The 24,067-nt window shown below is 69.7% G+C and carries 24 protein-coding genes; 8 read left to right on the forward strand and 16 right to left on the reverse strand.

Translation table 11 applies throughout. From position 1 onward, the window contains the following. Window positions 1–5: 5 nt before the first annotated feature. From ACGFNP_RS23040 to ACGFNP_RS23060, 5 genes are all read right to left on the reverse strand, one after another. Complete coding sequence (locus ACGFNP_RS23040) at window positions 6–1,298, reverse strand: tetratricopeptide repeat protein (protein WP_393321785.1); 1,293 nt, start codon at window positions 1,296–1,298, stop codon at window positions 6–8. A 144-nt stretch (window positions 1,299–1,442) separates the two neighbouring features. Then, on the reverse strand, window positions 1,443–1,730 hold the full coding sequence (locus tag ACGFNP_RS23045) for an AsnC family protein (protein ID WP_393321788.1): 288 nt from the start codon (window positions 1,728–1,730) through the stop codon (window positions 1,443–1,445). Window positions 1,731–1,842: 112 nt separating this feature from the next. After that, on the reverse strand, window positions 1,843–2,040 hold the full coding sequence (locus tag ACGFNP_RS23050) for a carboxylesterase family protein (protein ID WP_393321791.1): 198 nt from the start codon (window positions 2,038–2,040) through the stop codon (window positions 1,843–1,845). A gap of 3 nt (window positions 2,041–2,043) precedes the next feature. Further along, a complete protein-coding gene (locus ACGFNP_RS23055; RefSeq protein WP_393321793.1) occupies window positions 2,044–2,922 on the reverse strand; it encodes a VOC family protein in 879 nt (292 codons plus the stop codon). Between the two features lie 214 nt (window positions 2,923–3,136). Beyond that, complete coding sequence (locus ACGFNP_RS23060) at window positions 3,137–4,030, reverse strand: helix-turn-helix transcriptional regulator (RefSeq protein WP_358314158.1); 894 nt, start codon at window positions 4,028–4,030, stop codon at window positions 3,137–3,139. 392 nt (window positions 4,031–4,422) lie between these two features. On the opposite strand from ACGFNP_RS23060, the gene ACGFNP_RS23065 reads away from it, so the two are divergent. After that, window positions 4,423–5,016: a short chain dehydrogenase gene (locus ACGFNP_RS23065; protein ID WP_393321796.1), complete on the forward strand. Its 594-nt coding sequence runs from the start codon at window positions 4,423–4,425 to the stop codon at window positions 5,014–5,016. Between the two features lie 51 nt (window positions 5,017–5,067). Here ACGFNP_RS23065 and ACGFNP_RS23070 read toward each other — a convergent pair whose 3' ends face one another. Beyond that, window positions 5,068–6,036 carry a hypothetical protein gene (locus ACGFNP_RS23070; RefSeq protein WP_393321799.1) on the reverse strand — a complete coding sequence of 323 codons (969 nt, stop codon included), beginning with the start codon at window positions 6,034–6,036 and terminating at the stop codon, window positions 5,068–5,070. 237 nt (window positions 6,037–6,273) lie between these two features. Here ACGFNP_RS23070 and ACGFNP_RS23075 point away from each other — a divergent pair, with 237 nt between their 5' ends. Further along, window positions 6,274–7,266, forward strand: coding sequence for a hypothetical protein (locus tag ACGFNP_RS23075; RefSeq protein ID WP_393321802.1), 993 nt, complete (start codon window positions 6,274–6,276; stop codon window positions 7,264–7,266). Between the two features lie 59 nt (window positions 7,267–7,325). Here ACGFNP_RS23075 and ACGFNP_RS23080 read toward each other — a convergent pair whose 3' ends face one another. Then, window positions 7,326–8,351 carry a LacI family DNA-binding transcriptional regulator gene (locus ACGFNP_RS23080; RefSeq protein WP_393321805.1) on the reverse strand — a complete coding sequence of 342 codons (1,026 nt, stop codon included), beginning with the start codon at window positions 8,349–8,351 and terminating at the stop codon, window positions 7,326–7,328. Between the two features lie 135 nt (window positions 8,352–8,486). Here ACGFNP_RS23080 and ACGFNP_RS23085 point away from each other — a divergent pair, with 135 nt between their 5' ends. Genes ACGFNP_RS23085 through ACGFNP_RS23110 form a run of 6 tightly spaced genes read left to right on the forward strand, consistent with a single transcriptional unit; the run spans window position 8,487 to window position 14,349 of the window. After that, entirely contained in the window at window positions 8,487–9,326 is an 840-nt protein-coding gene (locus tag ACGFNP_RS23085) for an ABC transporter permease (protein WP_358314173.1), read from the forward strand. A 7-nt stretch (window positions 9,327–9,333) separates the two neighbouring features. Next, window positions 9,334–10,356 (forward strand): ABC transporter substrate-binding protein, encoded by a 1,023-nt coding sequence (locus ACGFNP_RS23090; protein ID WP_358314176.1) that lies wholly within the window; start codon window positions 9,334–9,336, stop codon window positions 10,354–10,356. Continuing rightward, window positions 10,353–11,141 (forward strand): ABC transporter ATP-binding protein, encoded by a 789-nt coding sequence (locus ACGFNP_RS23095; protein ID WP_393321809.1) that lies wholly within the window; start codon window positions 10,353–10,355, stop codon window positions 11,139–11,141. The genes ACGFNP_RS23090 and ACGFNP_RS23095 overlap by 4 nt, the downstream gene beginning before the upstream one ends. A 47-nt stretch (window positions 11,142–11,188) precedes the next feature. Further along, window positions 11,189–11,926, forward strand: a complete 738-nt coding sequence (locus ACGFNP_RS23100; RefSeq protein WP_393321812.1) for a hypothetical protein — start codon at window positions 11,189–11,191, stop codon at window positions 11,924–11,926. A gap of 36 nt (window positions 11,927–11,962) precedes the next feature. Beyond that, window positions 11,963–13,414: a PQQ-dependent sugar dehydrogenase gene (locus ACGFNP_RS23105; protein ID WP_393321815.1), complete on the forward strand. Its 1,452-nt coding sequence runs from the start codon at window positions 11,963–11,965 to the stop codon at window positions 13,412–13,414. Further along, entirely contained in the window at window positions 13,411–14,349 is a 939-nt protein-coding gene (locus tag ACGFNP_RS23110; protein WP_393321819.1) for a hypothetical protein, read from the forward strand. The genes ACGFNP_RS23105 and ACGFNP_RS23110 overlap by 4 nt, the downstream gene beginning before the upstream one ends. Window positions 14,350–14,393: 44 nt before the next feature. Here ACGFNP_RS23110 and ACGFNP_RS23115 read toward each other — a convergent pair whose 3' ends face one another. The 9 genes from ACGFNP_RS23115 to ACGFNP_RS23155 all read right to left on the reverse strand — a co-directional run bounded on the left by ACGFNP_RS23115 (window position 14,394) and on the right by ACGFNP_RS23155 (window position 23,946). After that, complete coding sequence (locus ACGFNP_RS23115; protein WP_358314191.1) at window positions 14,394–14,735, reverse strand: hypothetical protein; 342 nt, start codon at window positions 14,733–14,735, stop codon at window positions 14,394–14,396. A gap of 183 nt (window positions 14,736–14,918) precedes the next feature. Next, the gene (locus ACGFNP_RS23120; RefSeq protein WP_358314194.1) at window positions 14,919–15,968 is read right to left on the reverse strand and encodes a leucine-rich repeat domain-containing protein; all 1,050 of its coding nucleotides are present in this window, start codon (window positions 15,966–15,968) and stop codon (window positions 14,919–14,921) included. Then, window positions 15,955–18,357 carry an aerobic carbon-monoxide dehydrogenase large subunit gene (gene cutA, locus ACGFNP_RS23125; protein WP_358314197.1) on the reverse strand — a complete coding sequence of 801 codons (2,403 nt, stop codon included), beginning with the start codon at window positions 18,355–18,357 and terminating at the stop codon, window positions 15,955–15,957. Before cutA ends, ACGFNP_RS23120 begins: the two co-directional genes overlap by 14 nt. 2 nt (window positions 18,358–18,359) lie before the next feature. After that, window positions 18,360–18,836 (reverse strand): (2Fe-2S)-binding protein, encoded by a 477-nt coding sequence (locus ACGFNP_RS23130; RefSeq protein ID WP_219530900.1) that lies wholly within the window; start codon window positions 18,834–18,836, stop codon window positions 18,360–18,362. A gap of 13 nt (window positions 18,837–18,849) precedes the next feature. Further along, complete coding sequence (locus tag ACGFNP_RS23135) at window positions 18,850–19,731, reverse strand: FAD binding domain-containing protein (RefSeq protein WP_393321825.1); 882 nt, start codon at window positions 19,729–19,731, stop codon at window positions 18,850–18,852. Further along, window positions 19,728–21,098 carry a uracil-xanthine permease family protein gene (locus ACGFNP_RS23140; protein ID WP_393321828.1) on the reverse strand — a complete coding sequence of 457 codons (1,371 nt, stop codon included), beginning with the start codon at window positions 21,096–21,098 and terminating at the stop codon, window positions 19,728–19,730. Before ACGFNP_RS23140 ends, ACGFNP_RS23135 begins: the two co-directional genes overlap by 4 nt. 195 nt (window positions 21,099–21,293) lie before the next feature. Then, a complete protein-coding gene (locus tag ACGFNP_RS23145; protein WP_393321831.1) occupies window positions 21,294–21,938 on the reverse strand; it encodes an NYN domain-containing protein in 645 nt (214 codons plus the stop codon). A gap of 146 nt (window positions 21,939–22,084) precedes the next feature. Beyond that, window positions 22,085–22,288: an RNA-binding S4 domain-containing protein gene (locus tag ACGFNP_RS23150; protein WP_358028224.1), complete on the reverse strand. Its 204-nt coding sequence runs from the start codon at window positions 22,286–22,288 to the stop codon at window positions 22,085–22,087. Between the two features lie 11 nt (window positions 22,289–22,299). Beyond that, window positions 22,300–23,946, reverse strand: a complete 1,647-nt coding sequence (locus ACGFNP_RS23155) for a PucR family transcriptional regulator ligand-binding domain-containing protein (protein WP_358314207.1) — start codon at window positions 23,944–23,946, stop codon at window positions 22,300–22,302. Between the last annotated feature and the right edge of the window lie 121 nt (window positions 23,947–24,067).

Raw genomic sequence — 24,067 nt, forward strand, 5'->3', positions numbered from 1 at the left:
AGGACTCACCCGCGGGTGATGTACAGGTGCATGTCGGTGTAGTCGAAGGTGATCGCGAAAGGCTTGAAGAACTCGTGGGTGAAGTTGGCGATCAGATCGAAGCCGAACTGCGCGGACTGACCTGGGCCGGGGAACCCGGGAAAGACCTGCTCGGCGGCATGGCCGCGCACCTCGCGCCCGACGGCCCCGCCCAGGCTGATGCGCTCGGCCGTGATCGGATAGAGCTTGGTTCCGGGCTGTGGGATGGGATGGTCGTAGTCCACCTTCATGCCCACCCGCTCGGCGATCTCCACCGTGGTGTCGAGGCCGACGCCGATGCCGCCGGTGTCGAGGGTGACCATCCGCGGCCCGTAGTCACCCAGACTGCCCAGCGTGCACGGGTAGTGGTCCCCGGCCAGCCACAGCGGGAGCCGGTCGGCGGCGCCCGCGCGCGGCGCGGCCTTGGCCTTGGGCCGCAGGATCAGGGCGCGGCCGGCGTAGTTCATCGTGGTCAGGAAGTGGTAGAAGATCGTCGTTCCGAACGCGCCCGCCGCCGGTGACCCGTCAGGCAGGGACGGCCGCTGCGCGTCGCTCCACTGCACCGGAAGGTTCCGGATCTCAATGTTGCCGATCTTGAACGAGTTCAGGACACCGAGCCAGATGGTGATCGGCTGATTGTTGGCGACGCCTCCCGAGTGGCTCGCCACCGCGCGCAGCCCCGCCGCTTCCGCCACCTCGCGCGACAGGTCGAGCGTCGCGTAGGTGTCGAGCCAGAACGTCCCGGGCCTCCCCCCGTTCAGGCTGGCTTCGACGGCAGGCACGGGATCCAGGGTGACGAAGGGCAGGTGCGCGCTCCGCGCCCCGTGAATCTGCCATGGTGAGCCGCTGATCTGGGAGTAGAGGTCGGCGTACGCCTTGTCACGAGGGCGGCCGGTCCCCTGGAGCAGCGGTATAGCAGGGGCGAGCTGATCTTGCCGGACGAAGCACTCGGCCAGCCGCTGCGCCGAGGCGACGTCGCCGGGCTGCAGGGCGACGGCCTTGGACAGGTGCTTCTCCGCCTCGCCGAAGCGGTTGGACAGCAGGGCGATGTATCCGGCCTGGGCGTAGGCGTGCGCGTTCCGCGGATCCTCGCGCAGGAGGCGCCGATAGCCGCGCTCGGCCGCGGCGAACCTGCCGTCCTTGAACAACTGGTCAGGATCGTCCGCGGCGGCGAACGCCGGGCTCGGGACGGAACCCAGCAGGGGAAGGCTCGCGGCCACGGCCAGGCCCCGCAGGAACGCGCGCCGGTCGGGGGCATCGAAATCGGCCGAAGGGGTCATATCAAGGTCCTCACGTCGTGCTCGAAAGTCGCACCGCCGCGGTAATCGCAGCGGTCGTGAGGCCACACAACCCGGAGGCACGTTTCCCCGGCGTTTCCATGCCGGTGCCTACCATCGGCGATCAGGCGTCCAACGGCAGCCCGGTCAGCGGAGCCCTTCAGGGGGCAGACCAAGCACGCCGGAAAGGGGCAGTGGCCAGACCTGCCCAGGGAGAGGAGCTGGTTCAGTGGATACGGCGTGGCGAGCCAAGATAGGGGGTGACCGCCGCGATGGCCTCGGCGCCGGGCTTGGCGTAGAGCGTGCCCGACGAGCCAGTGCCCCAGCGATGGGTCCGGCCGCATCGGACACCTCCAGCACGGACGCGATACGGCTGAAGGGCGCGCGGCCGTCCACGTGCAGGGCGTGGACGATGGCGCGATCGAGCTCGTCCATGGCCAGGGCAGCCACGGTGGTCAGGCCAGCGTGATGTGCTCGACGTGAGGGAAGGCGGGCCAGCCAGGCGAGCCGTCGTGGATGAAGGCCGTCCAGGCGTCCTGCACCTGCCTCACGAGCTGCTCAAGCTGCGCGGCTGCGGGGCTGCCAGGCCCGGTCGGACGGCATCCAGCACGCCGTTCCACCGCGTCGGCTGTGGCGCGGCGAACCGCCCGGCGCGGGCATAGGGGATGCCGAGGAAGACGGTGACCGCGCCGCCCGCGGGGACGCCGCGCAACGTCCCGGCGGGTGCGTGGATCAGGCCGGTCACCGGTCACACCTCCAGGAAGGCCAGCGCGGCGCCGCGGGCCTGGGCGGCCCCGACGAAGAACCCGCCGGGCATGTCCCCCGTGGTGAACCCGTTCCCCTCCACCAGGTCGCGGGCCGCCCGCACGTCCCGTACCGACACGGCTTGCCCGGCCATGTACGGCAATGCGGGCACCGGCTCGCCGGGCATCATCGCGCGGAAGGTGGACACCGCGACGACCTGCACCCGTCCCAGCGGCAGCGGCAGCACGTGCGCCGGCCCCTCGATCACCGGTTCGGTGTCCAGGATGAGGGCGTAGCGGGCGACGGTGGACTCCAAGTCGGCCTCGTCCACCACGAGCAGCACACTGTACAGGCCGGTGGCGCCGTTGGCGTGCTCCAGGTAGCGCGGCTGGTGGATCAGTTCGGGGGTCAGGTGGTACGCGGCGTGGATCAGGCCTTCGGGTGTGAGTGCGCGGTCGAGGTGGACCGCCTGAAAGCGGGCGCTCTCCATACCGTCAGGGGTGTCTACATCCCGCTGCAGCGGCAGCACGCCGGAGGAGGACAAGCCGGTCGCGCGCAGGCGCTTTTCGGCGGTTTCGATGTCGGTGCAGCCGAAGGAGTAGCCGTGCAGGCCCTCGTACTGGGCGATGAGCGGGCGGATGTTCCAGGGGTCGACCGAGCCGTCCCCGTACAGGCCGAGCAGTTCCAGGTAGGTGCGGCCGAACAGGGCGCATCTGTTTCCGGCACCCATCGGCCCGCGTTCGCCGCCGGGGCGGTCGGAGCCCATGTGCATGGACAGCGGGCTGAGCGTGAAGCCGAGCGCCTCGTAGGTCGCTGCGGTGGCGTCCATGTCGGTGGTGTAGAGGACGGAGTGGTCGATCCGGTCGATGTCACGAGTAATCACGGGTCACAGGCTGCCGCCCGGCGGCCGCCGGTTCTAGCCAACGGGGTGCGATCGACGTCTTTCGACATTCAAGGCCCCAAAGCGATGGAATCCCACGTGCTGGCGCCAACCTGCCGTTTCACGGGAGCAGCCTCGGGTTCAGCGACGTCGCTGCGGACGATCACCACTCCGGGTGAAGTCGGCCTCCTTCAGTCTCGTACTTGGTCTGCCCCCCTCAGAGGCGGCGCGCCTTGATGTCCAGTGACCCGACGAGCGGCGTAGCGGTGGCGGTCAGGCCGGCGAGCATCCGCAGGGCGGCTTCGGAGGGTGAGCCCGGTTCGGCGTTGAACACGGCCACGCGCTGCCCCTCGTCGTTCGGCAGGACCATGAACTCGGCCATGAGCGTCATGCCGCCCACCACCGGGTGGCAGTAGGTACGGGCTGCGGTGCCGCAGTCACCCACCCCGTGGGCGGCCCAGAGCTCCGCGAACTCGGGGCTGCCGAGGGTCAGCTCGCTGATGAGCCTGCTCAGCTCGGGGGCGCCGGGGTGGCGTCCGGCGATCAGCCGCAGGTCTTCGACAGTGGACCGGGCCTTACGGGTCCACTCTGGATAAAGCTCCCGCATGTGGGGGTCCAGGAACAGCATGCGGGCGATGTTGGGCCGCTCGGTGGCCCGGTTCGGCGCGGCCGCGTCAAGATGGCCGGCCAGCAGAGCGTGCGCCATCGGGTTCCACGCGAGGACGTCGAGGAAGCGCCCCATGATGAGAGCGGGCACGTCCCCGAACGACTCGATCATGAGTCGTACACCCGGCCGTACCTGCTCGGGCTTGGCGGCGACCCGGCGGCGGGTTGCCGAACGCTTCGGCCGGGCCAGTGAGTACAGGTGGGCGCGCTCGTCATCGTCCAGACGCAGAACGCGGGCGACGGCGTCGAGCACGGCATCCGAGGCATTGGGACTCTGCCCCTGTTCGAGCCGCGTGTAGTATCCGGCGCTCACCCCGGCGAGCTGAGCCAGCTCCTCGCGGCGCAACCCCGGCACCCGGCGCCGCCCCCCGTACGTGGGCAGCCCGGCATCCTCCGGCCGCAGCCGCGCCCGCCTCGATCGCAGAAACTCCCCCAACTCCGCCATACGTACCAGTGTCGCGGAGCCAAGACCGTCGAGCCTTCACCGGCCGATCGCCAACGCCTCGTACGTGACCTTTGTCGTAAATCTGGGAAAGCCAACCGAGAGGTGCCGCTGCCGCGGGAGGTGCACCTTGACCATCGAGATGATCACATCGGATGGGAGAAGGCTCGCAATCGAGGACAGGGGAAATCCGGAGGGCTGGCTACCTCGGCCATGAGCGCCCACCGGATGGCACCAGGTACGGGCCGCGGTGTGGGCGACCCCGAGTTCCGCGAGCCGAGCCTGCACCTGCCAGATGTAGTCACCGCAGGTGTACACCCGGCAGATGGCTGGGCCCGGCATGCCGACCTGTCGCAATCTGGTCCCTACCAGCCACCAGACGGAACGGACCTACGGTGAAGATTCTTGTGATCGGTGCGACGGGAACCATCGGCAGCGCGGTCGCCGATGCGTTGGCGGCGCGCCATGAGGTGCTGAGTGCGTCCCGCCGTGGCCCAGCGCGGGTGGACATGGCGGACGCCGCGTCGATCGACGCCCTGTTCGCGCAGGTCGGCGAGGTGGACGCGGTAGTGTGCTGCGCCGCGAGCGGCAGCCTCACCCCGCTGGACGCGCCGTCGGACCCGGACTTCTGGAACGGCCTCGACGGCAAACTCATCGGGCAGGTGAACCTGGTACGGCGAGCGCTCACCCACGTACGCGACGGCGGATCCGTGACGCTCACCAGCGGCCGGTTCGCCGAGCCCATCCCGGGGAGTTCGCTCGGCTATCTGGTCAACGCCGGCCTGGAGGCGTTCGTACACGCCGCGGCGACGGAGATGCCGCGGGGCGTCCGCCTGAACACCGTCAGCCCCGGCTGGGTCCGCGAAACCCTCCTGAGCCTCGGCATGGACCCGGCTCCCGGCACCCCGGTGACCGAGGTCGCCCGGGTCTACGTGGAGGCCGTGGAAGGCACCGCCCACGGCCGTACGCTCACGGTGGCCACGTCGTGAACCGCGCGACCGGGCGGGCCAGAGTACGACGTCGATCGCCTCGCGAACCCGCTACGCCCGGATCTCCGGCAAGGCACTCTCTCGGCTTCCACGCCGAGAGACCAGCACCGTTCCGATGGCGAAAGCGCTGAGCACGCAGCCGATCTGCACAAGGGCCAGGGACGCGGGTACGGAAGGCAGCCTCCCGAGATCACCCAGCGCCGCCGCGGGCAGGAACATCAGCAGTGCCACGCGCCGTCCCACCGCGAACCCCGCCGCGGATCCCGCGGCCGCCGCCATGATGATGAGCCAGGGCACAGGCTTCCAGAGCGCGATCTCATGATGGGTGGCGGCGTCGAGCAAGTGCCTGCCGACCTTGCTGGCCGCCAACCCGATCAGGCCGAGCGGCATCCAGAGCATGAGCGTACGCCGGGAGATGAGCGACATCCCGGTGGGAGCCTGACGGGTGAAGGCGGCGACGACCGCCACCACTTGCGCCAGGAGAGGCAGACCAACGCTCGGCAGTAACAGCCCGTCCAGTTCGCCGAAGGGCAGGGGGGAGCCTGACCCGTCCGACAGATACAGCAGGAAAGCGAGTGCGCCCAGCACGGCGATCCCCCGGTGACGGAACGCGACCGCGAGCACGGGCAGGGCGAAGACGATGATCGGTCGGGCCCAGTGCAGGAGCGACCACGGCTCTTGCATCCAGTAGTGAGGCAGGTCGGGGACGAGGACGAGGTTCTGCCCCAGCGACAGAACCTGGCGGGCCAGCGCGTCGGTCAGGACGAGAAGCGGCCACAGCGCCATGCCCACGGCCATGGCGTCCCGCCAGGCGGGCGCCGACACCGTACCGAAGGCTCGCCGGCAGTGCATGCGCATCGCGCCTGCCAGCAGATCGGCCATGTCAGCGATGCGCGGGCGGGTCTGACCGGGTCGTGATCCGGCCAGCAGTACGCCGATCATGTCTTCCTCGTGCCGGGCACGATGATCTTGGGGATACCAGGCCAGGATCCGCCGGTATCGAGCTTCGAGGGATCTCACGCCGTTCCTCCAAGGCCGGCGGCGCGCAGCCGCATGGGTTTCATTTGATCATTATATACCGATGATCTATCTATTAGCTGGGCGACATGCTCGCCGAAACGCCGGCCGCGACGAGACACCCGACCTCCCCCGTGCAGGGGACGAAACCATCGCGGTTCACGCCGGAGAGGGATCCTGCCCGGTCGACGGCTCCAGAAAGATCGACGGTGTCGAGATCGACCGGCTTTGGGGGTTCGGGTGCAGGTGGCACAGGATTCGGCGAGCTTTCCGGCTGTAGGCGCGCGATGGAGTGGGGTGCGCAGGCTCGCGGGCTATACCGCGGCGCTCGGGATGGCGCTCTATTCGGCCGTCAAGGTGGTCTGGGTCGTCGCGGCTTTACTGGGGCATGGTCCGGACGACTACAGCACCGGCGACTGGGTGGCGCTCAACGCCGTCACCGTGCTGATGGCGGTGACCGGGATCGGGTTGGGGCTGGCGCTGGCCCAGCCGTGGGGCCGTCGGCTGCCGGCCATCCCAGTGATCTTCGTTTCTTGGGTGGGTGCGGGGTTCCTGGTCCCGATGCTGCCCTATGTGGTGATCAGTAATGTTCTCGGCGCGCTCCGGATCGACCTGGGTGGTGGTGACGACTCAGCCTCGAGTCCGCGAGGAGAGGAGATCTTCATCACCATCGGCTTCGCCGCGATGGCCGTGGGGCTGGCCGTGGCCTTGCCGATCTACCTGAGAGAGCGATGGCCGCGTCCCTTTCTCGGCCGGGTCGGGGACGGTACCGCCCGCTCATCGAAGCCCGTCACGGCGGCGATGGCGGTGGCCGTCGGGCTGGGCCTGCTCTGGTCCTACTGGGCGCTGGGCGGGACGTTGGGCCTTGACCCGGCTCATCGCGATCACTGGGATCTCAACGGGCGGCTGCTGAACTCGAGTTCGGGACTGTGGGCCCTGCTCGGAGCCTGGAGCATCTGGACGGTCACGCGGCGCCGGCCTGTCCGGCTCCGACGGTGGATCCCCATGACGCTGGCCTTCGGGGCGTCAGGGTCGCTGTTCGCGTGGAGTTGCTGGAAGCTTCCCATGGCGATTCTGCGACCCGGAGGGTTCGTGACCGCGGAATACGTGATGGTCGCAATCATTGAGCACGCCTTGAGCATCGGTGTCGGCCTGACTCTCATGGCCGCCTTGCTGCAGGTCGCCCCGGGGACGGTGCCGCATGGGACACTCTCCCAACCGCCTGGCAAATGAGGGCGCTGTCGCGGGATCAGGAATTCGTGGGTGAATGGCGTTGTACAGGGCTGATGAGACTAGGGAGGGCCGGTGGTGCTGGCGCGGAGAACGACCCGGCCCGCGATCCGTTCGATCCGCCGCCGCCCCCGGCTCCCACCCCGTAAAGCAAGGGCCATCACCCGCTCCCCCATCTCCTCCAACGGCAGCGCCACCGTGGTCAGCGGCGGCGTCAGATCACGTACCACCGGAATGTCGTCGAACCCCGCCAGCGACACGTCATCCGGCACCCGCAGCCCCCGCTCCCGTAACGCCGCCAGCGCCCCTACCGCCATCACGTCGGTGGCGGCGAACAGGCACGTGGCATCAAGCCCCCGGTCCAAAAGGGCGGACGCCCCGGCGTAGCCGCCCTCGCGGCTGAACGGCCCCTCCACGACCTGGCCGGCCGACACCCCGGCCGCCGCCAGCGCGTCGCGGAAGCCGCCGACCCGGTCCACGACCGTGCTGAGGCCAGGCGGCCCGGACAGCACGGCGAAGCGCCGGTGGCCGAGCGCCAGCAGGGCCCTGGCCAGGGCGGCGGCGCCTTCGCGGTTCTCCGGCAGTACGGTGTCGACGCGCAGGCTGCGGTGCCGGCTGACCACCGCGACCCGGCCGCCGGCGTTCAGGTAGGGCCGCAGTTCGACGTCCATGGCCCGCTCCCACCGCCGGTCCTCGAAGCCGGAGCCGATCAGCAGGATCGCGCGGGCCCGCTGGGCGCGCAGCATCGAGACGTAGGCCACCTCGCGCGCGCTGTCGCGGAACGTGCTGGCCAGCATCACCAGCAGGTCGCGCTGGGCGGCGGCGCGCATGACGCCTCTGGCGATGCCGGAGAAGTAGGGGTCGCTGACGTCGTGGCAGATCACGCCGACGGTCTCGTTGGAGGCCCGGACGAGGGCCTGGGCGTGGGCATTGGGCGTGTACGCGAGCTCGGAGGCGGCGGCCTCGACCCGGTCGCGCAGGTCCTCGCGGACCTTGGCGGTGCCGTTGAGGACGCGTGAGGCGGTGGCGAGGGAGACTCCGGCGGCCGTCGCCACATCCCGCAGAGTGACGTGAACGCGATCGGCCACTCGCCCTCCTGTAACAGGAAGTTCACGACCTTGACCCCTCGACCGTACCGGGTTAGCGTACCGCAGGAAAGCGCTTTCAGATAGCGCTTTCTCGCATATGGCCTGATGGCACGCGGTGAAGGGAGACCTTCGATCGTGGTACAGACCGTTGATGGGATCATGCGGCGCGAGAGCCCGAGCTCGCGCGACCGCGTCGTGGAACTGGTGGACCGCTCCTGGCGGCCCCTCGCCCTGCTCGCCGCCTGCTATGCGATCTGGTGGGCGATCACCGAGTTCGAGATCGTGCCCCGATATCTCGTACCGTCGCCCGGGGTCACCCTCCAGGTGATGGCCGACAAGGCCGGCTACCTCGGTCACCACACACTGGTGACCGGCTATGAGACGGTGCTCGGCTTCGCGATCGCCGTCGTCGTCGGCATCGCCGCGGCCGTGCTGATGGTGGCCTCGGCCGAGGTCGAGAAGACCCTTTATCCGCTGCTGCTGTTCGCGCAGGTCGTCCCGAAGATCGCGATCGCCCCGCTGTTCGTGGTCTGGCTTGGGTTCGGGCTGACTCCGAGGATCGTGGTCGCCGTGCTGATCGCGTTCTTCCCCGTCGTCATCTCCATGGTCACCGGCCTGAAGTCGGTGGACCCGGAGATGCTCCAGCTGGCTTCGACCATGGGCGCGAGCCCGGCCAAGACCTTCGTCAAGATCAGGTTTCCCGCCTCCCTGCCGTTCCTGTTCTCCGGGTTGAAGGTCGCCGTGACGCTCGCGGTCACCGGGGCGGTCGTGGGCGAGTTCGTCGGCGGCAACGACGGGCTCGGCTCGGTCATCCTGCAGGCCAACGGCAACATCGACACGCCCATGCTGTTCGCGGGACTCCTTGTCATGTCATTCCTCGGCGTCGTGCTCTTCGTCGCCGTCGAGTTCGCCGAGCGGCTGCTGCTGCCCTGGCACGCCAGCCGCCGCGGTGACGCCGTAACCGTGACCTACTGAGGACGCCATGAAGACACGCACGCTGATCGCCGCCTTAGCCCCGGCCCTGCTCCTGTTCGCCACCGCGTGCGGCTCCGGCGGCGGCGAGAAGACCACCAGCTCGTCGGGCAAGCAGCTCGACAAGGCCACGCTCACGCTCAACTGGTATCCGTACGGCGAGCACGCCCCGTTCTACTACGGCAAGTCGAAGGGCATCTTCGAGAAGCACGGCATCGACCTGACGATCCAGGCCGGGCAGGGCTCCCAGAAGACCGTGCAGGCCACCGGCGCCGGCCAGACGGACTTCGGCTGGGCCGACACCCCCGCGCTGCTCGGCGGGGTGAGCCAGGGCGTGCCGGTGAAGAGCCTGGGCGTCTTCCTGCAGACGACCCCGGCCTCGGTGCAGTTCTTCCAGGAGAAGAACATCACCAAGCCGGCCGACCTGAAGGGCAAGACGATCGCCTCGACGGCCGGTGACGCGCTCACCAAGACGTTCCCGGTGTTCCTCAAGGCCAACGGGATGACCGACGCCGACGTCAAGCTGCAGAACACCGACCCGGCCGGCAAGATCGCGGCGGTCATGTCGGGGCAGACGGACGCGCTGCTCGGCTACGCCTCCGACCAGGGCCCGACCATGCAGAACAAGGCCGGCAAGCCGGTGGCGTACCTGCGCTTCTCCGAGTTCGGCCTGAACTACTACAGCAACGGCCTGCTCACCTCCGCCAGCTTCCTGCAGAGCAAGGCCGACCTGGCCAAGCGGATGGTCGCGGCCACCAGCGAGGCGTGGGCGGCGGCGGAGAAGGACCAGCAGGCCGCGGTGGACGCCATGAAGGGCGCCTCGGAGCAGCTGCCCCCGGCGCAGGTGCTGCTCGACCAGTTCAAGACCACGACCACGCTGCTGCACACGGACGCCACCCAGGGCCAGGCCCCGGGGGTCAACACCGAGGCCGACTGGCAGAAGACGATCGACACGTTCGCCAAGGCCGGCCTGGTCTCCAACCCGCAGGCGCCCAGCGCCTACTGGGACTCCAGCGTGGCGCCGAAGGGATGACCGTGACGCAACAGGCCCCCGCCGTCGAGATCGACACGGTGGCGGTGCGGTTCCGATCGAAGAAGCGCGACGTGCTCGCGCTGGAGAACGTGTCGATGGACGTCCGCCCCGGCGAGTTCGTGTCCATCGTGGGCCCGTCGGGGTGCGGCAAGTCCACGCTGCTCAAGCTGGTCTCCGGGCTGCTCAAGCCGTCGGCGGGCGCGGTGCGGCTGCTCGGCGGCACCGTCGGCGGCCCACGTCATGACGTCGGGTACGTCTTCCAGCGCGCCGCCCTGCTGGAGTGGCGTACGGCGCGCAAGAACATCCTGCTGCAGGCCGAGATGCGTGGCATGGCACAGAAGGAGGCCGCCGCCCGGGCGGACGAGCTGATCGCCATGACCGGGCTGACGGGCTTCGAGGACTCCTTGCCGCACGAGCTGTCCGGCGGGATGCAGCAGCGGGTGGCGCTCTGCCGCGCGCTGCTGCACCGGCCGCCGGTGCTGCTCATGGACGAGCCGTTCGGCGCGCTCGACGCGCTGACCAGGGAGCAGATGAACGTCGAGCTGCACCGCATCTGGCACGAGACCGAGACCACGGTCCTGCTGGTCACGCACTCCATCGCCGAGGCGGTCTACCTCGGCAACCGGGTGGTCGTCATGACGCCGCGGCCGGGCACGATCGCCGAGGTCATCGACGTGGCGCTGCCGCGGGTGCGTGACTACGCGGCGACCATGTCCCAGCCCGCGTTCGCCGCCGCGACCAGCCACATCCGCGACCTGCTGGGGGCCGCCGGCCACAGCGACTGACCGCCCCGGCCACTCGGATCCGCCCCTCCCCCACTGAGAGGATTCCGATGCCCACGTTCATCCGCCTATGCGCGCTCGGCCTGGTGCTGATCCTGGCCCAGTTCATCGCGCCCACCGCCCACGCGACCGCCGCGGATCAGCCGGCGACCGGCCAGGCCGCAGCCGCGGCCGAGTGCGGCAAGGGCCGTACGGTCGTCCGCAACACCAACGCCGGCGCCAACTGGGCGCCGGTGACCCCGGCGAAGTGGCAGTTCCCCGGCGACCAGGTGATCCTGGCCGAGGCGGGCGAGCAGCGTCCGGGCCCGCGCCGTCCCTTCGAGTACGCCGTGCTCCAGAAGGGCCCATCCTTCGGCTCGGTGCAGATCGACGCAGAAGTGCGCCTCGACACCCCGACCAGCGTCAGCAACCGCGACGTGATCATCGTGTTCGGCTACCGCTCGGACACGGAGTTCTATTACACCCACCTCTCCCAGGACAACACCATCTACCCGCACAACGGCATCTTCGTAGTGAACAACGCCGACCGGCTCCGCATCGACGACCAGTGGAACGGGCAGGTCGGCGCGCCTCCCGCGGTCACCGACGAGCAGTGGCACAAGGTCCGCGTCCGGTTCTGCACCGACACCGGCCGCATCTCGGTCTTCGTCGACGGCTCGGCCACGCCGCTGATGACGGCCACGGACCACACCTTCACCTCGGGCCGGGTCGGCTTCGGCTCGTTCGACAACATCGGCAGGGTGCGCGGCCTGACCGTCACGGGCACCCCCGCCTGCAAGACCGGCTGAACAACACTCCCAACAACCCTCAGGTGGTGGACAGGAATGCCGAAATACCTCCGGTACCTCCTTGCCGCGATGCTGGCGACCGCGTTATGGGCGTCACCGGCAGTCGCGCTGGACTCGACCCCGCTCGACGATCCCATCCCGGAGAATCCCACCGCGTCCGCTCTCACGCTGACGCTGACCGAGTACGCCGCTTTCCCCAAGACCGAGCCGGTCCCCACGCCCACCGACCAGCGGCTGATGCGCTGGGCCAGGATCAACAACATCGGCGAGATCCCCGACGGGTCGCACCGCCAGTTCGTCAACGACCTCAACGGCAAGCTGTACCTGCTGAAGAACGGCCAGCCGCAGGAGTACCTCGACGTCGGCGCCACGTTCGCGCCGGACTTCCTCTCCGGCCGCGGCCTGGGCTCCGGGTTCGGGTATGTCGCCTTCCACCCGGACTTCGCCCGTAACGGGAAGTTCTACACCGTACACACTGAATGGGGAGCGGCGCTCACCACCAAGACGCCGGACCTGACCCCCCAGCCCGACACCAAGTTCCACGGCGTGCTCACCGAGTGGACGGCCACGAACCCGAAGGCCGACACCTTCAGCGGCACCCGCAGAGAGGTGCTCAGGCTCGGCTTCAACGGCCAGGTCCACGGCATCCAGCAGATCGACTTCAACCCGTTCGCGCGGCGCAGGGACGCCGACTACGGCCAGCTCTACATCGCGGCCGGCGACGGCGGCCGGGGCGTGTCGAGCGACGACCCGCAGAACCTGGCCATCCCGCAGGGCAAGCTGCTGCGCATCGACCCGCTGGGCACGAACGCGGCCAATGGCAAGTACGGCATCCCGGCGAACAACCCGTTCGTCACCAAGGCGGGCGCGATCGGCGAGATCTACGCCTACGGCATGCGCGACCCGCACCGGTTCAGCTGGGACCCGCAGGGCAGCAGGCTGTTCCTCGGCCACATCGGCGAGCACGCCATAGAGGCGATCTACGAGGTCAAGGCCGGTAACAACCTGGGCTGGAGCGAGCGCGAGGGATCCTTCGTGTTCAACAAGGCCGACCGCTGCCACCTGTACACGCTGCCCGACAACGACGCGACGTTCGGCTACACCTACCCGGTCGCGGCCTACGACCACGACCCGCCGCCCGGGCACTCCTGCACGGCCGACAGCGGTCACGCGGTGGCCGGTGGATTCGTCTACCGCGGCTCGCGGCTGCCGCTGCTCTACGGCAAGTACCTGTTCGGCGACATCGTCGACGGCCGCGTCTTCTTCACCATCGCCGGTCAGATGAAGCAGGGCGCCCCGCGCGCCACGATCTACCAGCCCAAGCTGGTGAACGCGAGCGGCACCGCGGTCACCATGCGCGACCTGGCCGGGGACACCCGGGTGGACCTGCGCCTGAGCCGGGACGCCGCGGGCGAGCTCTACCTGCTGTCCAAGGCCAACGGCAAGATCTGGAAGGTCACCGGCGCCTGCATGACGGCGACGCCATGAGACACCGGTATCTGGCCCCCGTGGTGGCCCTCGTGCTGACGGCGACGCTCGCCACCCCGGCCGCCGCCCACGACCGGCCCGGCGTGCTGCCCACGCTGCGCCACAACCTCGTCGCCGCGTACGACTTCGACCACCCGGTCTCCGCGGACCCCGCGCGGGAGCGCGACCAGGGCAGGTCGGGGACGGACATCACGCTGATCAACGGCGGCGCAGCCATGCGCGTGGCCGACAACGCCCACCGGGGCAGCGGGCACGCCATCCAGCTCCAGCAGGTGAACCCTGCCACGATGGGCAACGACGACTGGAAGGCCGGGATCTACTCCGAGACCGGAGTGCCCACCCTGCACGCCTTCAACGCCGTCGAGGGCGCCACCGTCATGGGCTGGTTCAAGATGACCGGCCAGAACCCCAGCCCCAACTCCAACACCGAGGACCCGGCCGACCAGTTCGGAGCGATCGGGCTGGCCGGGGTGCTCAGCGGCAACTCCCAGGGCCACGACGTGCGGGCCCTGCTCGAGCTCATCACGGTGAACGGGGAGCTGCGCGTGGTCGCGCTGGGCAGGCGCGTCGACGGCGGCAGCTCCCAGACGTTCGCCGCGAGCGAGCCCTGGCAGAGCGTGCTCCCGCTGAACGAATGGGTCTTCCTCGCGGCCACGTTCGACTTCGACAACGCCACGATGAAGCTCTACAAGAACGGCCGGCCGCTCGACGGCTTCTACACCCTCACCGGCGACCCGTGGGCCGTGGAGGGCGCGCCCGAACCCGATCTGACCTCGGCCACCGACCCCCGAGGCATCAAGATCGGCGGAAGCTACCCGCAGAACACCAGAGAGAACAACCCGTGTAACTGCCGGATGGACGACCTGATGTTCCTCGACAGGGTCGCCGCGCCCATAGAGGTCTGGGCCCAGTACAAGCTGGCGACCCGAGGCTGAACGGCTGGGGCTGGGAGGACTCCCACCGCCTTCCCAGCCCTCCGTCAGCCGGTGGTGCCGCTAGTCTGCATCTGCTTGGTCCTGTGGTCCTTGAGATGGAGCTCACCGTGCAGCCGCTCCTTGATCAGATCGAGCACCTTGCGGCTGGACAGCACGGTCCACCGGTTGCCGACCAGGTGCGGGTTGTATTCGGGCGCGGTGTCCATCCAGGCGTCCTTGCCTTCCTGGGTGGCGAAGGTGTTCACGAAGAACTCGCCGTCCTGGGTCTTGCAGAAACCCGTACGAAGCTCCTTGGCGTTCACCTGGATCTTCGGCTTGCAGCCCACCTTCTCGGACAGTTGCTCGACGGTGTACACGTTGTTGTCGACCACCTTGGGCTTCTGCACGATGGCTTCGCCCCCAGCATTCGCGGCGCTCTCGCCCGCGCCTACTGAGCCGCTGGCGTTAGTACAGCCAGCGACGAGCCCGACCAGCAGCGCAGTAGCGGCCAGACGTGGAAATGTCGTCATGTGCCGAGATACGCAACCCTCATAGGGCCGGTTCACTTTCGCTTGAGATAAAACCGAGATTCACCGCAGGACGACGCAGCCGCGCTCGGCCAGGCGGCGCAGCGCGTCAGGCTCGCCGTCGAGCTTGTTCCAGCGCAGGTCGAGCTTCTCCAGTGCGGGCAGGTCGCCGAGGCTCTCGGGCAGCGTCCTGAGCCGGTTGTTGCGCAGGTCCAGGTGGGTGAGCCGGGCCAGCCCCGCGACCGCGCCGGGGAGCGAGCGCAACTGGTTGTTTCGCAGGTCGAGCACGCGCAGCTCGCCGAGCTCGCCGATCGAGGCGGGCAGCGCGGCCAGCCGGTTGCCCTGCAGGTGCAGCTCGCGCAGCCGGCCCAGCCCGCCGATGGAGCCGGGCAGCTCCGCCAGCCGGTTGTTGTAGAGCCGGAGCTCGACCAGCGACGCCATGCCGCCGAGCGCCTCGGGCAGGCCGGTCAGCAGGTTGTCGGTCACGTTGAGGTAGGCGAGCCGGTCGAGCCGGCCGATCGCGGCGGGCACCTCGGTGAACCGGTTGTCACTCAGGTAGAGGTAGTCGGTCAGGCCCAGGTCGCCGATCTCCGGCGGGATCGCGGTGAGCTGGTTGTGCCCGAGGTCGAGCATGCGCAGCCGGGTCAGGCCGCCGATCGCCGCAGGCACCTCGGTGAGCGCGTTCTCGGCCAGGTTGAGCGATTCGAGCCGGGTCAGCTTCCACAGCGCGTCGGGGACGCCGGTCAGCCGGTTGCCGCCCGCCGCCAGGTGCCGCAGCCCGGTGCTGAGCCGTTCCGGCAGCGTCTCGATGGCGTTGCCGTACAGGGAGAGTGTCTCCAGTGACGGCGGGCAGCCGGGGACCTCGGTCAGCCGGTTGCCGTCGAGGTGCAGCGCCCGCAGTCCGGTGAGTGCGGCCAGGCTCGGCAGTGAGCTCAGGCGGTTGCCGTCCAGCCGGAGTTCCGCCAGCGACGTCAGGCCGCCCAGCCACGCGGGGAGCTCGGCGAGCTCGTTCCAGGCCAGGTCGATCAGTCGCACCTCGCCGAGTTCGGCGGCCGAGCCGGGGAAGGTGGTCAGACCCGCGCCGGGTGCGCGCAGTTCGTCATGGATCGTCACGGCGCCGATCATCGCACGCGCCGCCGCCGGCCTGTCCGGCGAGGTTCCTGAGGTCGAACAGCTCGGACGGCGAGATCGGCATGCGGTCGATCTCGATGCCCTCCGCGTCCTCGATCGCCCCCGCGATCACCGCCGAGACCGGGATCACCCCGGCCTCCCCCGCTCCTTTGATGCCGAGCGGGTTGAGCGGCGACGGCGTCTCCAGGTGGGCGGTCTCGATGTGCGGGATCTCGGTGACGTACGGCATGAGGAAGTCCATGAACGAGGCGTTGAGCAGTTGCCCGTGCCCGTCGTACACCATCCGCTCGTACAGGGCGCCGCCGATGCCCTGGGCGACTCCCCCGTGGATCTGTCCCTCCACGATCATCGGGTTGATCAGCCGGCCGCAGTCGTGCACGACCGCGTAGCGCAGCACCTTGATCTCGGCGGTCAGCGGGTCGGTCTCGACGATGGCGGCGTGCATCCCGGCCGCGAACGTGGACCTGATCGGCGAGTAGTAGTCGCGCCCCTCCAGCCCCGGCTCGTCGCCCTCGGCCACCGGCGGCTTGTCGGGCGAGGAGTTGCCGGAGAACTGGGTCGCCTTGGCCGCCTCCTCGTCGAAGGCGTACCGCAGCGGGTTGGCCAGGACCGCCACCGTGGACAGCGGGATCGAGGCGGACGGGGCGCCCACCACGTGCACCAGGCCGTCGGCGATCTCCAGGTCGCCCGGGTCGGCCTCCAGCGCCTCGGCGGCGATGCGCAGCGCCTTCTCGCGCACCTTGCGGCAGGCCAGGGCGATGGCGTTGCCGCTCATCACCGCCGCGCGGGAGGCGAACGTGCCCACCGCGTACCCGAACCTGCGCGTGTCGCCCGTGACGACCGAGATCCGCTCGATGGGCACGCCCAGCTCGGTGGCGGCGATCTGGGCGAACACGGTCTCGTGGCCCTGCCCCTGCGAGGTGAGCCCGGTGGAGACGTGTACGCGGCCGTCTGAGGTGATCTGGACGTGGCCGCCCTCGTACGGGCCGACGCCGGTGCCCTCGACGTAGCAGCCGATGCCGATGCCCCGGTGCTCGGCGGGCTCGAAGTCGTCCCAGCCGATGAGCTCCTTGATCATGCGGAGCATCTCGGGATAGTCACCGCTGTCGTAGATCAGCGGGCGCCCGTCCTGGAAGATCATGCCCTGGTCGTAGGGGAACTCGTCGGGCCCGATGAAGTTCGCCGCGCGCACCTCGGTGCGGTCCTTGCCCAGGTAGCGGGCGATCTTGTCCATCGTCCGCTCCATGCAGAACACGGCCTGCGGCCGTCCCGCCCCCCGGTACGGGGTGACCTGCACGGTGTTGGTGTATACGGCGGAGAACTCGACCCGATAAGCACCGATCCGGTACGGCCCGAGCAACTGCGTCGAGGTGATGATCGGGACGATGATCCCGTACGGCGTGTAGGCGCCGTGATCGTGCAGGATCGTCACGTCCAGCCCGTTGACCACCCCGTCGTCGTCGAACCCGACCTTGACGTGCTGCACCTGGCCCCGCTCGTGCGCCGAGGAGATGAAGTGCTCGCGCCGGTCCTCGGTCCACTTGACCTCCTGGCCGAGGCGCATCGCCGCCCACGGCACCAGGATCTCCTCCGGCCACGGGTGCACGATCTTCACCCCGAACCCGCCGCCCACGTCGGGCGCGATCACCTCGACGTGCGGCAGGGGCAGGTCCAGGGCGGCGGCGACGGCCATGCGGACGCTGGTCGAGGTCTGGGTGCTGGTGTAGACACGCAGGTCGGAGCCGTCCCACCGGGCGTACACGCCGCGGCCCTCCAGCGGCATGCTCGCACTGCGCTCGATGTCGAGCCGGAAGGACAGCGTGTGCGGCGACGCCTCGATGGCCTCGCGGGCGCTCCGTCCCGTCCGGCTCGGTACCTCCTGCACCAGATGGGCGCCCACGTTGCCCGGTACGTCCTCGTGCACGAGCTGGGCGCCCTGAACCGCCTCCTCCAGCCCCACCACCGGCTTGAGCGGCTCGTAGTCGACCTCGATCAGCCCGCACGCGTCCTCGGCCAGGTAGCGGTCCCTCGCCACGACCATCACCACCGGCTCGCCCACGTGCCGGACGACGTCCCTGGCCAGCGGGTAGGCGGTGCGGCCGTGGGTGAGCGCGGGATGCGGGATCAGCAGGGGCAGGGGGCGGCCCACCCGCTCGGGCAGGTCCTCCCAGGTGTAGATCGCGACCAGGCCGTCGACGTCGAGCGCGGCGCTCACGTCGATGTCGCGGATGCGGGCGTGGGCGTGCGGCGACCGCACGAACGCCGCCTCCAGCGCGCCGGAGCCCAGGTCGTCGAGGTACCGGCCGCCGCCTGTGAGCAGCCTGGGGTCCTCCCGGCGCTGGACCGCCTCCCCGAACAGCCTGGTGGTCATCCCTAGGTCTCCTCGGCGATCAGCTCCGCCGCCCGGTGGACGGCCTTGACGATGTTCTGGTAGCCGGTGCAGCGGCACAGGTTGCCGGAGATGCCGTCGACCACCTCCTCGTCGGTGGGCGCCGGGTTGTCCCGCAGCAGCGCGGTCACCGTACAGAGGAAGCCCGGTGTGCAGAAGCCGCACTGCAGCCCGTGGCACTCCGCGAACGCCCGCTGCACCGCCGACATCCCGTCCGGTCCGGCCAGCCCCTCCACCGTGGTGATCGCCTGCCCGTCGACGGTCACCGCGAACGTCAGGCACGACCGCACCGGCTCGCCGTCCAGCAGCACGGTGCAGCACCCGCACACGCCGTGCTCGCAGCCCACGTGCGTGCCGGTCAGCCCGAGGTCGTGGCGCAGGCAGTCGGACAGCAGCCGCCGCCCGGGCACCCGCACCCGCCGCGCGGCGCCGTTCACCACCAGCGTGATCTCGCGCTCCAAACCGGCCTCCCTTTCACGTCCCTGCTGGATCGCTACCCCACGGTTCCGCCGCCTCACGGGCCGCGTCCTTCAGCGCCTGCTCGGCGAGGACGCCGACCAGGTGCAGGCGGTAGGCGGCGCTCGCGTGGATGTCGCCTTCCGGCTCGGTCTCTTCTCGTACGGCCTGCGCCACGGCCGCCCAGTCGACGGTCGAGGCGGGACGGCGCTCGCACAGCCCGCCCACGTCCACGACGACCGGCACCGGCCCGACGCTGACGCAGGCCACCCGGGCGGCGGCGATGCGCAGGTCGTCGTCCAGCGTGACCACCGCGCACACCCCGGCCAGGGCGTAGTCACCGTGCCTCCTGGCCACCTCGCGGAACGCCGTGCCGGACCTCGGCGGGGGTGACGGGAAATATGCGGACACAGCCAGCTCGCCCGGCTGGACGGCCGACTCCATCGGCCCGACGAAGAACTCGGCGGCGGCCACCTCGCGGCTACCCCCCAGCCGGGCCAGCCGCACGGTCCCGCCGAGCAGGGCCAGCACGGCGGGGAGCTCGGCGGCCGGGTCGGCGTGCACCAGGCTGCCCACCACCGTGCCCCGGTTGCGGATCACCGGGTGGGCGACCAGCCGGAGCGCCTGCCGCAGCAGCGGATGCCCGGCCTGCCGCTCCACCTGGGAGTGCCTGGCCAGCGCGCCCACGGTGACGCCTTCCGCGGACGGGTCGACGGTGGCCAGCGACTCGACGCGGTTGATGTCGACCAGGTGCTCGGGCGCCGCCAGCCGCATGTTGAGCATGGGGATCAGGCTCTGGCCGCCGGCGAGCACCTTGCCGTGCGGGCCCACCTCGGCGAGGACGTCGAGGGCCTCGCCGAGGTCGCGCGGCGCGTGGTGTTCGAACGGCGGCGGCTTCACCCGGCGTCGCTCCCGTGGGGGGCCGTTCCTTCGTCCGGGGCCCGCCCGCCGATGGCCCGCAGCAGGTGATAGCCGCCCACGACGACGATGGTGCCGAGCGCGATGCCCTCCAGCCGGAAGTCGCCGCTGATCAGTTGCTTCACCGGTCCGATCGCCAGGATGATGCCCGCGCCGATGGGGACCATGTTGACCGGGTCGGCGAAGTTCACCCGGTTCTCGATCCAGATCTTGGCGCCGAGAAGGCCGATCATGCCGTACAGGATGACGGTCACACCGCCCAGTACACCAGAGGGAGTGGCGGAGACCAGCGCGCCGAACTTCGGACTGAGCCCGAACAGGATGGCGATGAGGCCGGCGATGTAGTAGGCGGCGGTGGAGTAGACCTTGGTGGCGGCCATGACGCCGATGTTCTCGGCGTAGGTGGTGGTGGGCGAGCCGCCGACGGCGCTGGTCACCACGGTGGCGACGCCGTCGGCGGCGATGGCGCGGCCGACGTAAGGATCGACGTCGGTCCGCGTCATCTCTCCCACGGCCTTGACGTGACCGATGTTCTCCGCGATCAGCGCGATCACCGCGGGCAGCACGAGCAGCACGGCCGAGAACCTGAAGTCTGGCAGATGAAACGACGGCAGGCCCACCCAAGGCGCGTCAGCGAGCTTGGAGAAGTCGACGCGCAGGTGCGGGGCGATCTTGAGCGTGCCGTCGGTGTAGGCCGGGACCTGGCCGAAGAGCTGGTCGGCGACCCAGGACAGCGCGTACCCGACGATCAGGCCGATGAGAATGCCGATCCGCCCGATGAAACCCTTGAACGCCACCACGACCACGAACGTCACCAGCATCGTGATCAGCGCCATCCACTGGTCCTGCGGCCAGTAGACGTCCGCCACCACGTACGCCAGCCCGAACCCGATCAGCATGACCACCGCGCCCGTGACGACCGGCGGGAAGATCCGGTGGATGATCTCCACCCCGAGGAAGTGCACGGCCACCCCGGCCAGCGCGAGCACCAACCCGACGACCAGGATCGCGCCGGTCACGATGGCGTCCGCGCCCGCGGTGTCGCCGCCGAAGATCGCCCTGATGGCGAACACCCCGCCCACGAACGACGCGCTGGTGCCCAGGTAGCTGGGTATCCTGCCCTTCACGATCAGCAGGAACAGGATCGTGGCCACACCCGACATCATGATCGCGACATTGGGGTCCAGCCCCATCACCAGCGGGAACACGAACGTCGCGCCGAACATCGCGATCACGTGCTGCGCGCCGAACCCGATCATGCGCGGCCAGGTCAGCCGCTCGTCGGGCCGGACGATCTCACCGGGAGCCAGGTGCTTGCCGTCGCCGTGCTTGGTCCAACCGAAAACCATGTGAGCCCCTCTTCACCCGGGCCGCCGCTTCCAGTGCCGCCCCGCAGGCTCCTTCTGCATCCCGCCTGAGATTCGTGCTGCCGTTGCGGGCACATTAGGCCCGTGGGCGTGCTCGTACACGGGCATGATCTGCCAAATTCGCTTTCCTGACCAGAGGTGTGGTTGCGCACTACCTTCGGGGGGTTCGGTGAACGGTCAGTTCCAGTGCGGGGGGCGATGGTAGACGGCATCTCCAGGGCCGCTCACCACATCGGGGAACTGGGAGCGCCGCACGACGGCCGCTCCGATGGGAAACCACGCGTCGCTACACCTGCGCAGGCCGTCCGAGCTTTTGCCCGGTGGGAAGGCGGCGACGACCCGCGTCTTGGTTCCACGCAGCACGTCGATCTCGCGGATCTTTTCGACCGCCGCGCAGAGATCCGAATCGGCCGACACGAGCATGACGACATCGATCGCACTGAGTGCGACGTCAGCGACCATGGCGCTCGCGATGGCGGCGTCGGTCTTCTTCTCCTCGTAGGACCGCCAGGTGGCGCCGCACTTCCGGCATCTCCTCAGCTGCTCCTGAAACCTGCCGAGCACCACGTCGGCGCCGTGGGCTTTCAGCGCGGCCAGGTAGGCCCGTTGCCGCTCCACGGAAGTCGGGTCGCCGCGCACCAGCGTGGTGAAGTAGGTGACCAGTTCCAGCCGCTGCCCGGGCCTGAGCAGGTCCCGGGCCATCGCCGCCAGGTCGAGCCAGAGGTCACGCCGACCGCTGAGGCGCTTGAGACCGTCGTAGAGGTTGAAGCCGTCGACGTACACTCCGACGCGCGCTGTTTCGGTGTTTGACTTGTCACCCACGGCGACCTTCCCTAACATGGAGTCATGCAACGCCCGGGGCTACGTTCCCGGGCTCTACGGCCCCCGGCGACGGGGGCCGTTTCTTTTTCACTCTCATGTTCGAGGATAGTAAACAGCGAGTAATCTCGCGGTGACTTCCCGTGACTTCAGTGCACCTGGATCGAGAAGCCGTCCCCCGTGACCACCTGCCCCGCCCGGATCTTGCACGTCTTGCGGAGCTCCACCTCCCCGTCCACCGACACGAGCCCCTCGGCGATCAGGTGTTTGGCCATGCCGCCCGTCTCCGTGACCCCGCAGTACTTCAGCAGGTCACACAGCGGGATGTACTCGGAGCGCAGTTCGAAGTCCACGACCACTCAGCCTAGATGCCCCGCATGCGCAGCACGTGCAGGGCCAGGGTCAGGTTGAGGCGCAGGTGCGGGTCGTCGGTGAAGTTGCCGAGCAGGCGCTCCAGCTTGCCGATGCGGTAGCGCAGCGTGTTGTAGTGGAAGTGCAGCCGTCTGGCCGTCTCCGCCACGTTGAGGTTCGTCTCCAGGAGCACCTGCAGGGTGCGGCGCAGGTCGGAGTTCTCGGCGTCGTTGTCCAGGGCCAGCGGTCCCAGCGTCTCGCGGACGAACGCGTGCAGCTCCTCCGTGTCGTTCACCAGCGACAGCAGCCGATAGACGCCGAGCTGGTCGAAGTGGGCCACCGCGCCGGGGCCGTGGAGCTGGCGGCCGACGCGGGCCGCCTTCAGGGCCTGCGAGTACGCCTCGGGCAGCAGTTCGGCGCCGGGCGAGGGGCGGGAGGTGCCGGTCGAGAACGTGGCGGGCGGCACATCGGCGAACGCGGAGGCGGCGTCCTTGGCCACCCTGGCGGCGTCCACCGTGGCGTCCAGCACGGCCACCACCTCGTGCGAGAAACCCGCGACCGCGCCCTGGGGGTCGTGGCGGCGCATCGCCGCGACCCAGCACGCGACGAGGCGGTCCTGGGTGGCGCGCTCGTCGCCGTCCGGGTCGAGCTCGGCGACGAGCACGGTGACCGGCCGTTCCAGGTCCCAGCCGAACGCCCTGGCCCGTGCCGTGACGCGCTCGGCCGTGCCCGCCCGGCCGGTGAGGACGTCGCGCAGGAAGTCCGCCCGGTACTTGCTCTCGACGGCGTTGACCGCCTCCTGCCTGGTGACGACGAGCGCGGCCACGGTCGCGGCGCGCTCCAGGATGCCGACGTCGCTGTCACGGATCGTCCCGGCCGGGCTGTAGGCGACGATGCGGCCGTGGTGGTGCCCGCCCGCGACGACGGGCACGGAGGCGAACGCCCGCGTGCGGCCGGCCGTACCGGAGGCGGGCGTGCCTGAAGGGGTCCGGCCCGAGGTGGGGGCGGGGATGAGCGGCGGTCCCTCGTGCGCGATCGACTCCCACAGGAGGGTCACGTGGTCGGCCGGCCCGGCCGTGGCGAGCACCCGCCCGCCGCCGTCCACCGCCGCCACCGCGACGTCGAGCAGCGCGGCCACCTCGGCGGTCACCTCGTCGAGCCCGCCACCGGCCAGCACCACCTGTACCAGCGCCCGGTGCGCCTCTTCGGCGCGGGCCAGCACGGCGGCCTGCCGGTTGAGGATGTCGGTCAGGACCTGGTTCAGGATGTCGTCGAAGCCGACGTCGTTCGGCAGGATGATGAGCGGGAACCCGAGCCGGTCGGCCTGCTCGACCATCTCGTCGGGCAGTTTGTCCACGTACCTGCCGAGTTTGATGGCCAGCGCCGCCAGCTTGCGCTCGTCGAGGTCGGCCACCAGGCGGCCGAGCGACTGCGGGGTGTTGCGCAGCGGGTAGCCGGTGGTCAGCAGCAACTCGTGCGGCTTCACCCAGGCCAGGATGTCCGGCACCTCCATGACGTTGAGGCGCTGCACGATGCGGCCCAGCCCGCTCTCCCCCGCGATCAGGCGGGCGTCCGCGAGGGTCGATACGCCGAGCACCTCGCCCACGGACACACCGTGGGTGATCGTGCCCGTGCTGGCGAGTCGGACGGGGGGCTCCATGTGAAGATTGTGACCCCAGAAGCGGTCTGTCAGGAAGAGCCAACCTTCTCGCTGACTGTTGGCAAATTTATCCGTACGGAGGGTTGTCCGAGACGTTCTACGGTCAGGTCCAACGTCAGCA

Source organism: Nonomuraea sp. NPDC049269 (assembly GCF_043197155.1).
In the GTDB taxonomy this organism is placed as follows: domain Bacteria; phylum Actinomycetota; class Actinomycetes; order Streptosporangiales; family Streptosporangiaceae; genus Nonomuraea.

Excerpts from the sequence above, each read along its gene's own strand:
- ACGFNP_RS23110 (WP_393321819.1), top strand. The coding sequence starts at position 13,411 with ATGAGACACCGGTATCTGGCCCCCGTGGTGGCCCTCGTGCTGACGGCG.
- ACGFNP_RS23100 (WP_393321812.1), top strand. The coding sequence starts at position 11,189 with ATGCCCACGTTCATCCGCCTATGCGCGCTCGGCCTGGTGCTGATCCTG.
- ACGFNP_RS23090 (WP_358314176.1), top strand. The coding sequence starts at position 9,334 with ATGAAGACACGCACGCTGATCGCCGCCTTAGCCCCGGCCCTGCTCCTG.
- ACGFNP_RS23105 (WP_393321815.1), top strand. The coding sequence starts at position 11,963 with ATGCCGAAATACCTCCGGTACCTCCTTGCCGCGATGCTGGCGACCGCG.
- ACGFNP_RS23140 (WP_393321828.1), bottom strand. The coding sequence starts at position 21,098 with ATGGTTTTCGGTTGGACCAAGCACGGCGACGGCAAGCACCTGGCTCCC.
- ACGFNP_RS23045 (WP_393321788.1), bottom strand. The coding sequence starts at position 1,730 with ATGGACGAGCTCGATCGCGCCATCGTCCACGCCCTGCACGTGGACGGC.
- ACGFNP_RS23155 (WP_358314207.1), bottom strand. The coding sequence starts at position 23,946 with ATGGAGCCCCCCGTCCGACTCGCCAGCACGGGCACGATCACCCACGGT.
- cutA (WP_358314197.1), bottom strand. The coding sequence starts at position 18,357 with ATGACCACCAGGCTGTTCGGGGAGGCGGTCCAGCGCCGGGAGGACCCC.
- ACGFNP_RS23060 (WP_358314158.1), bottom strand. The coding sequence starts at position 4,030 with ATGGCGGAGTTGGGGGAGTTTCTGCGATCGAGGCGGGCGCGGCTGCGG.
- ACGFNP_RS23095 (WP_393321809.1), top strand. The coding sequence starts at position 10,353 with ATGACCGTGACGCAACAGGCCCCCGCCGTCGAGATCGACACGGTGGCG.
- ACGFNP_RS23040 (WP_393321785.1), bottom strand. The coding sequence starts at position 1,298 with ATGACCCCTTCGGCCGATTTCGATGCCCCCGACCGGCGCGCGTTCCTG.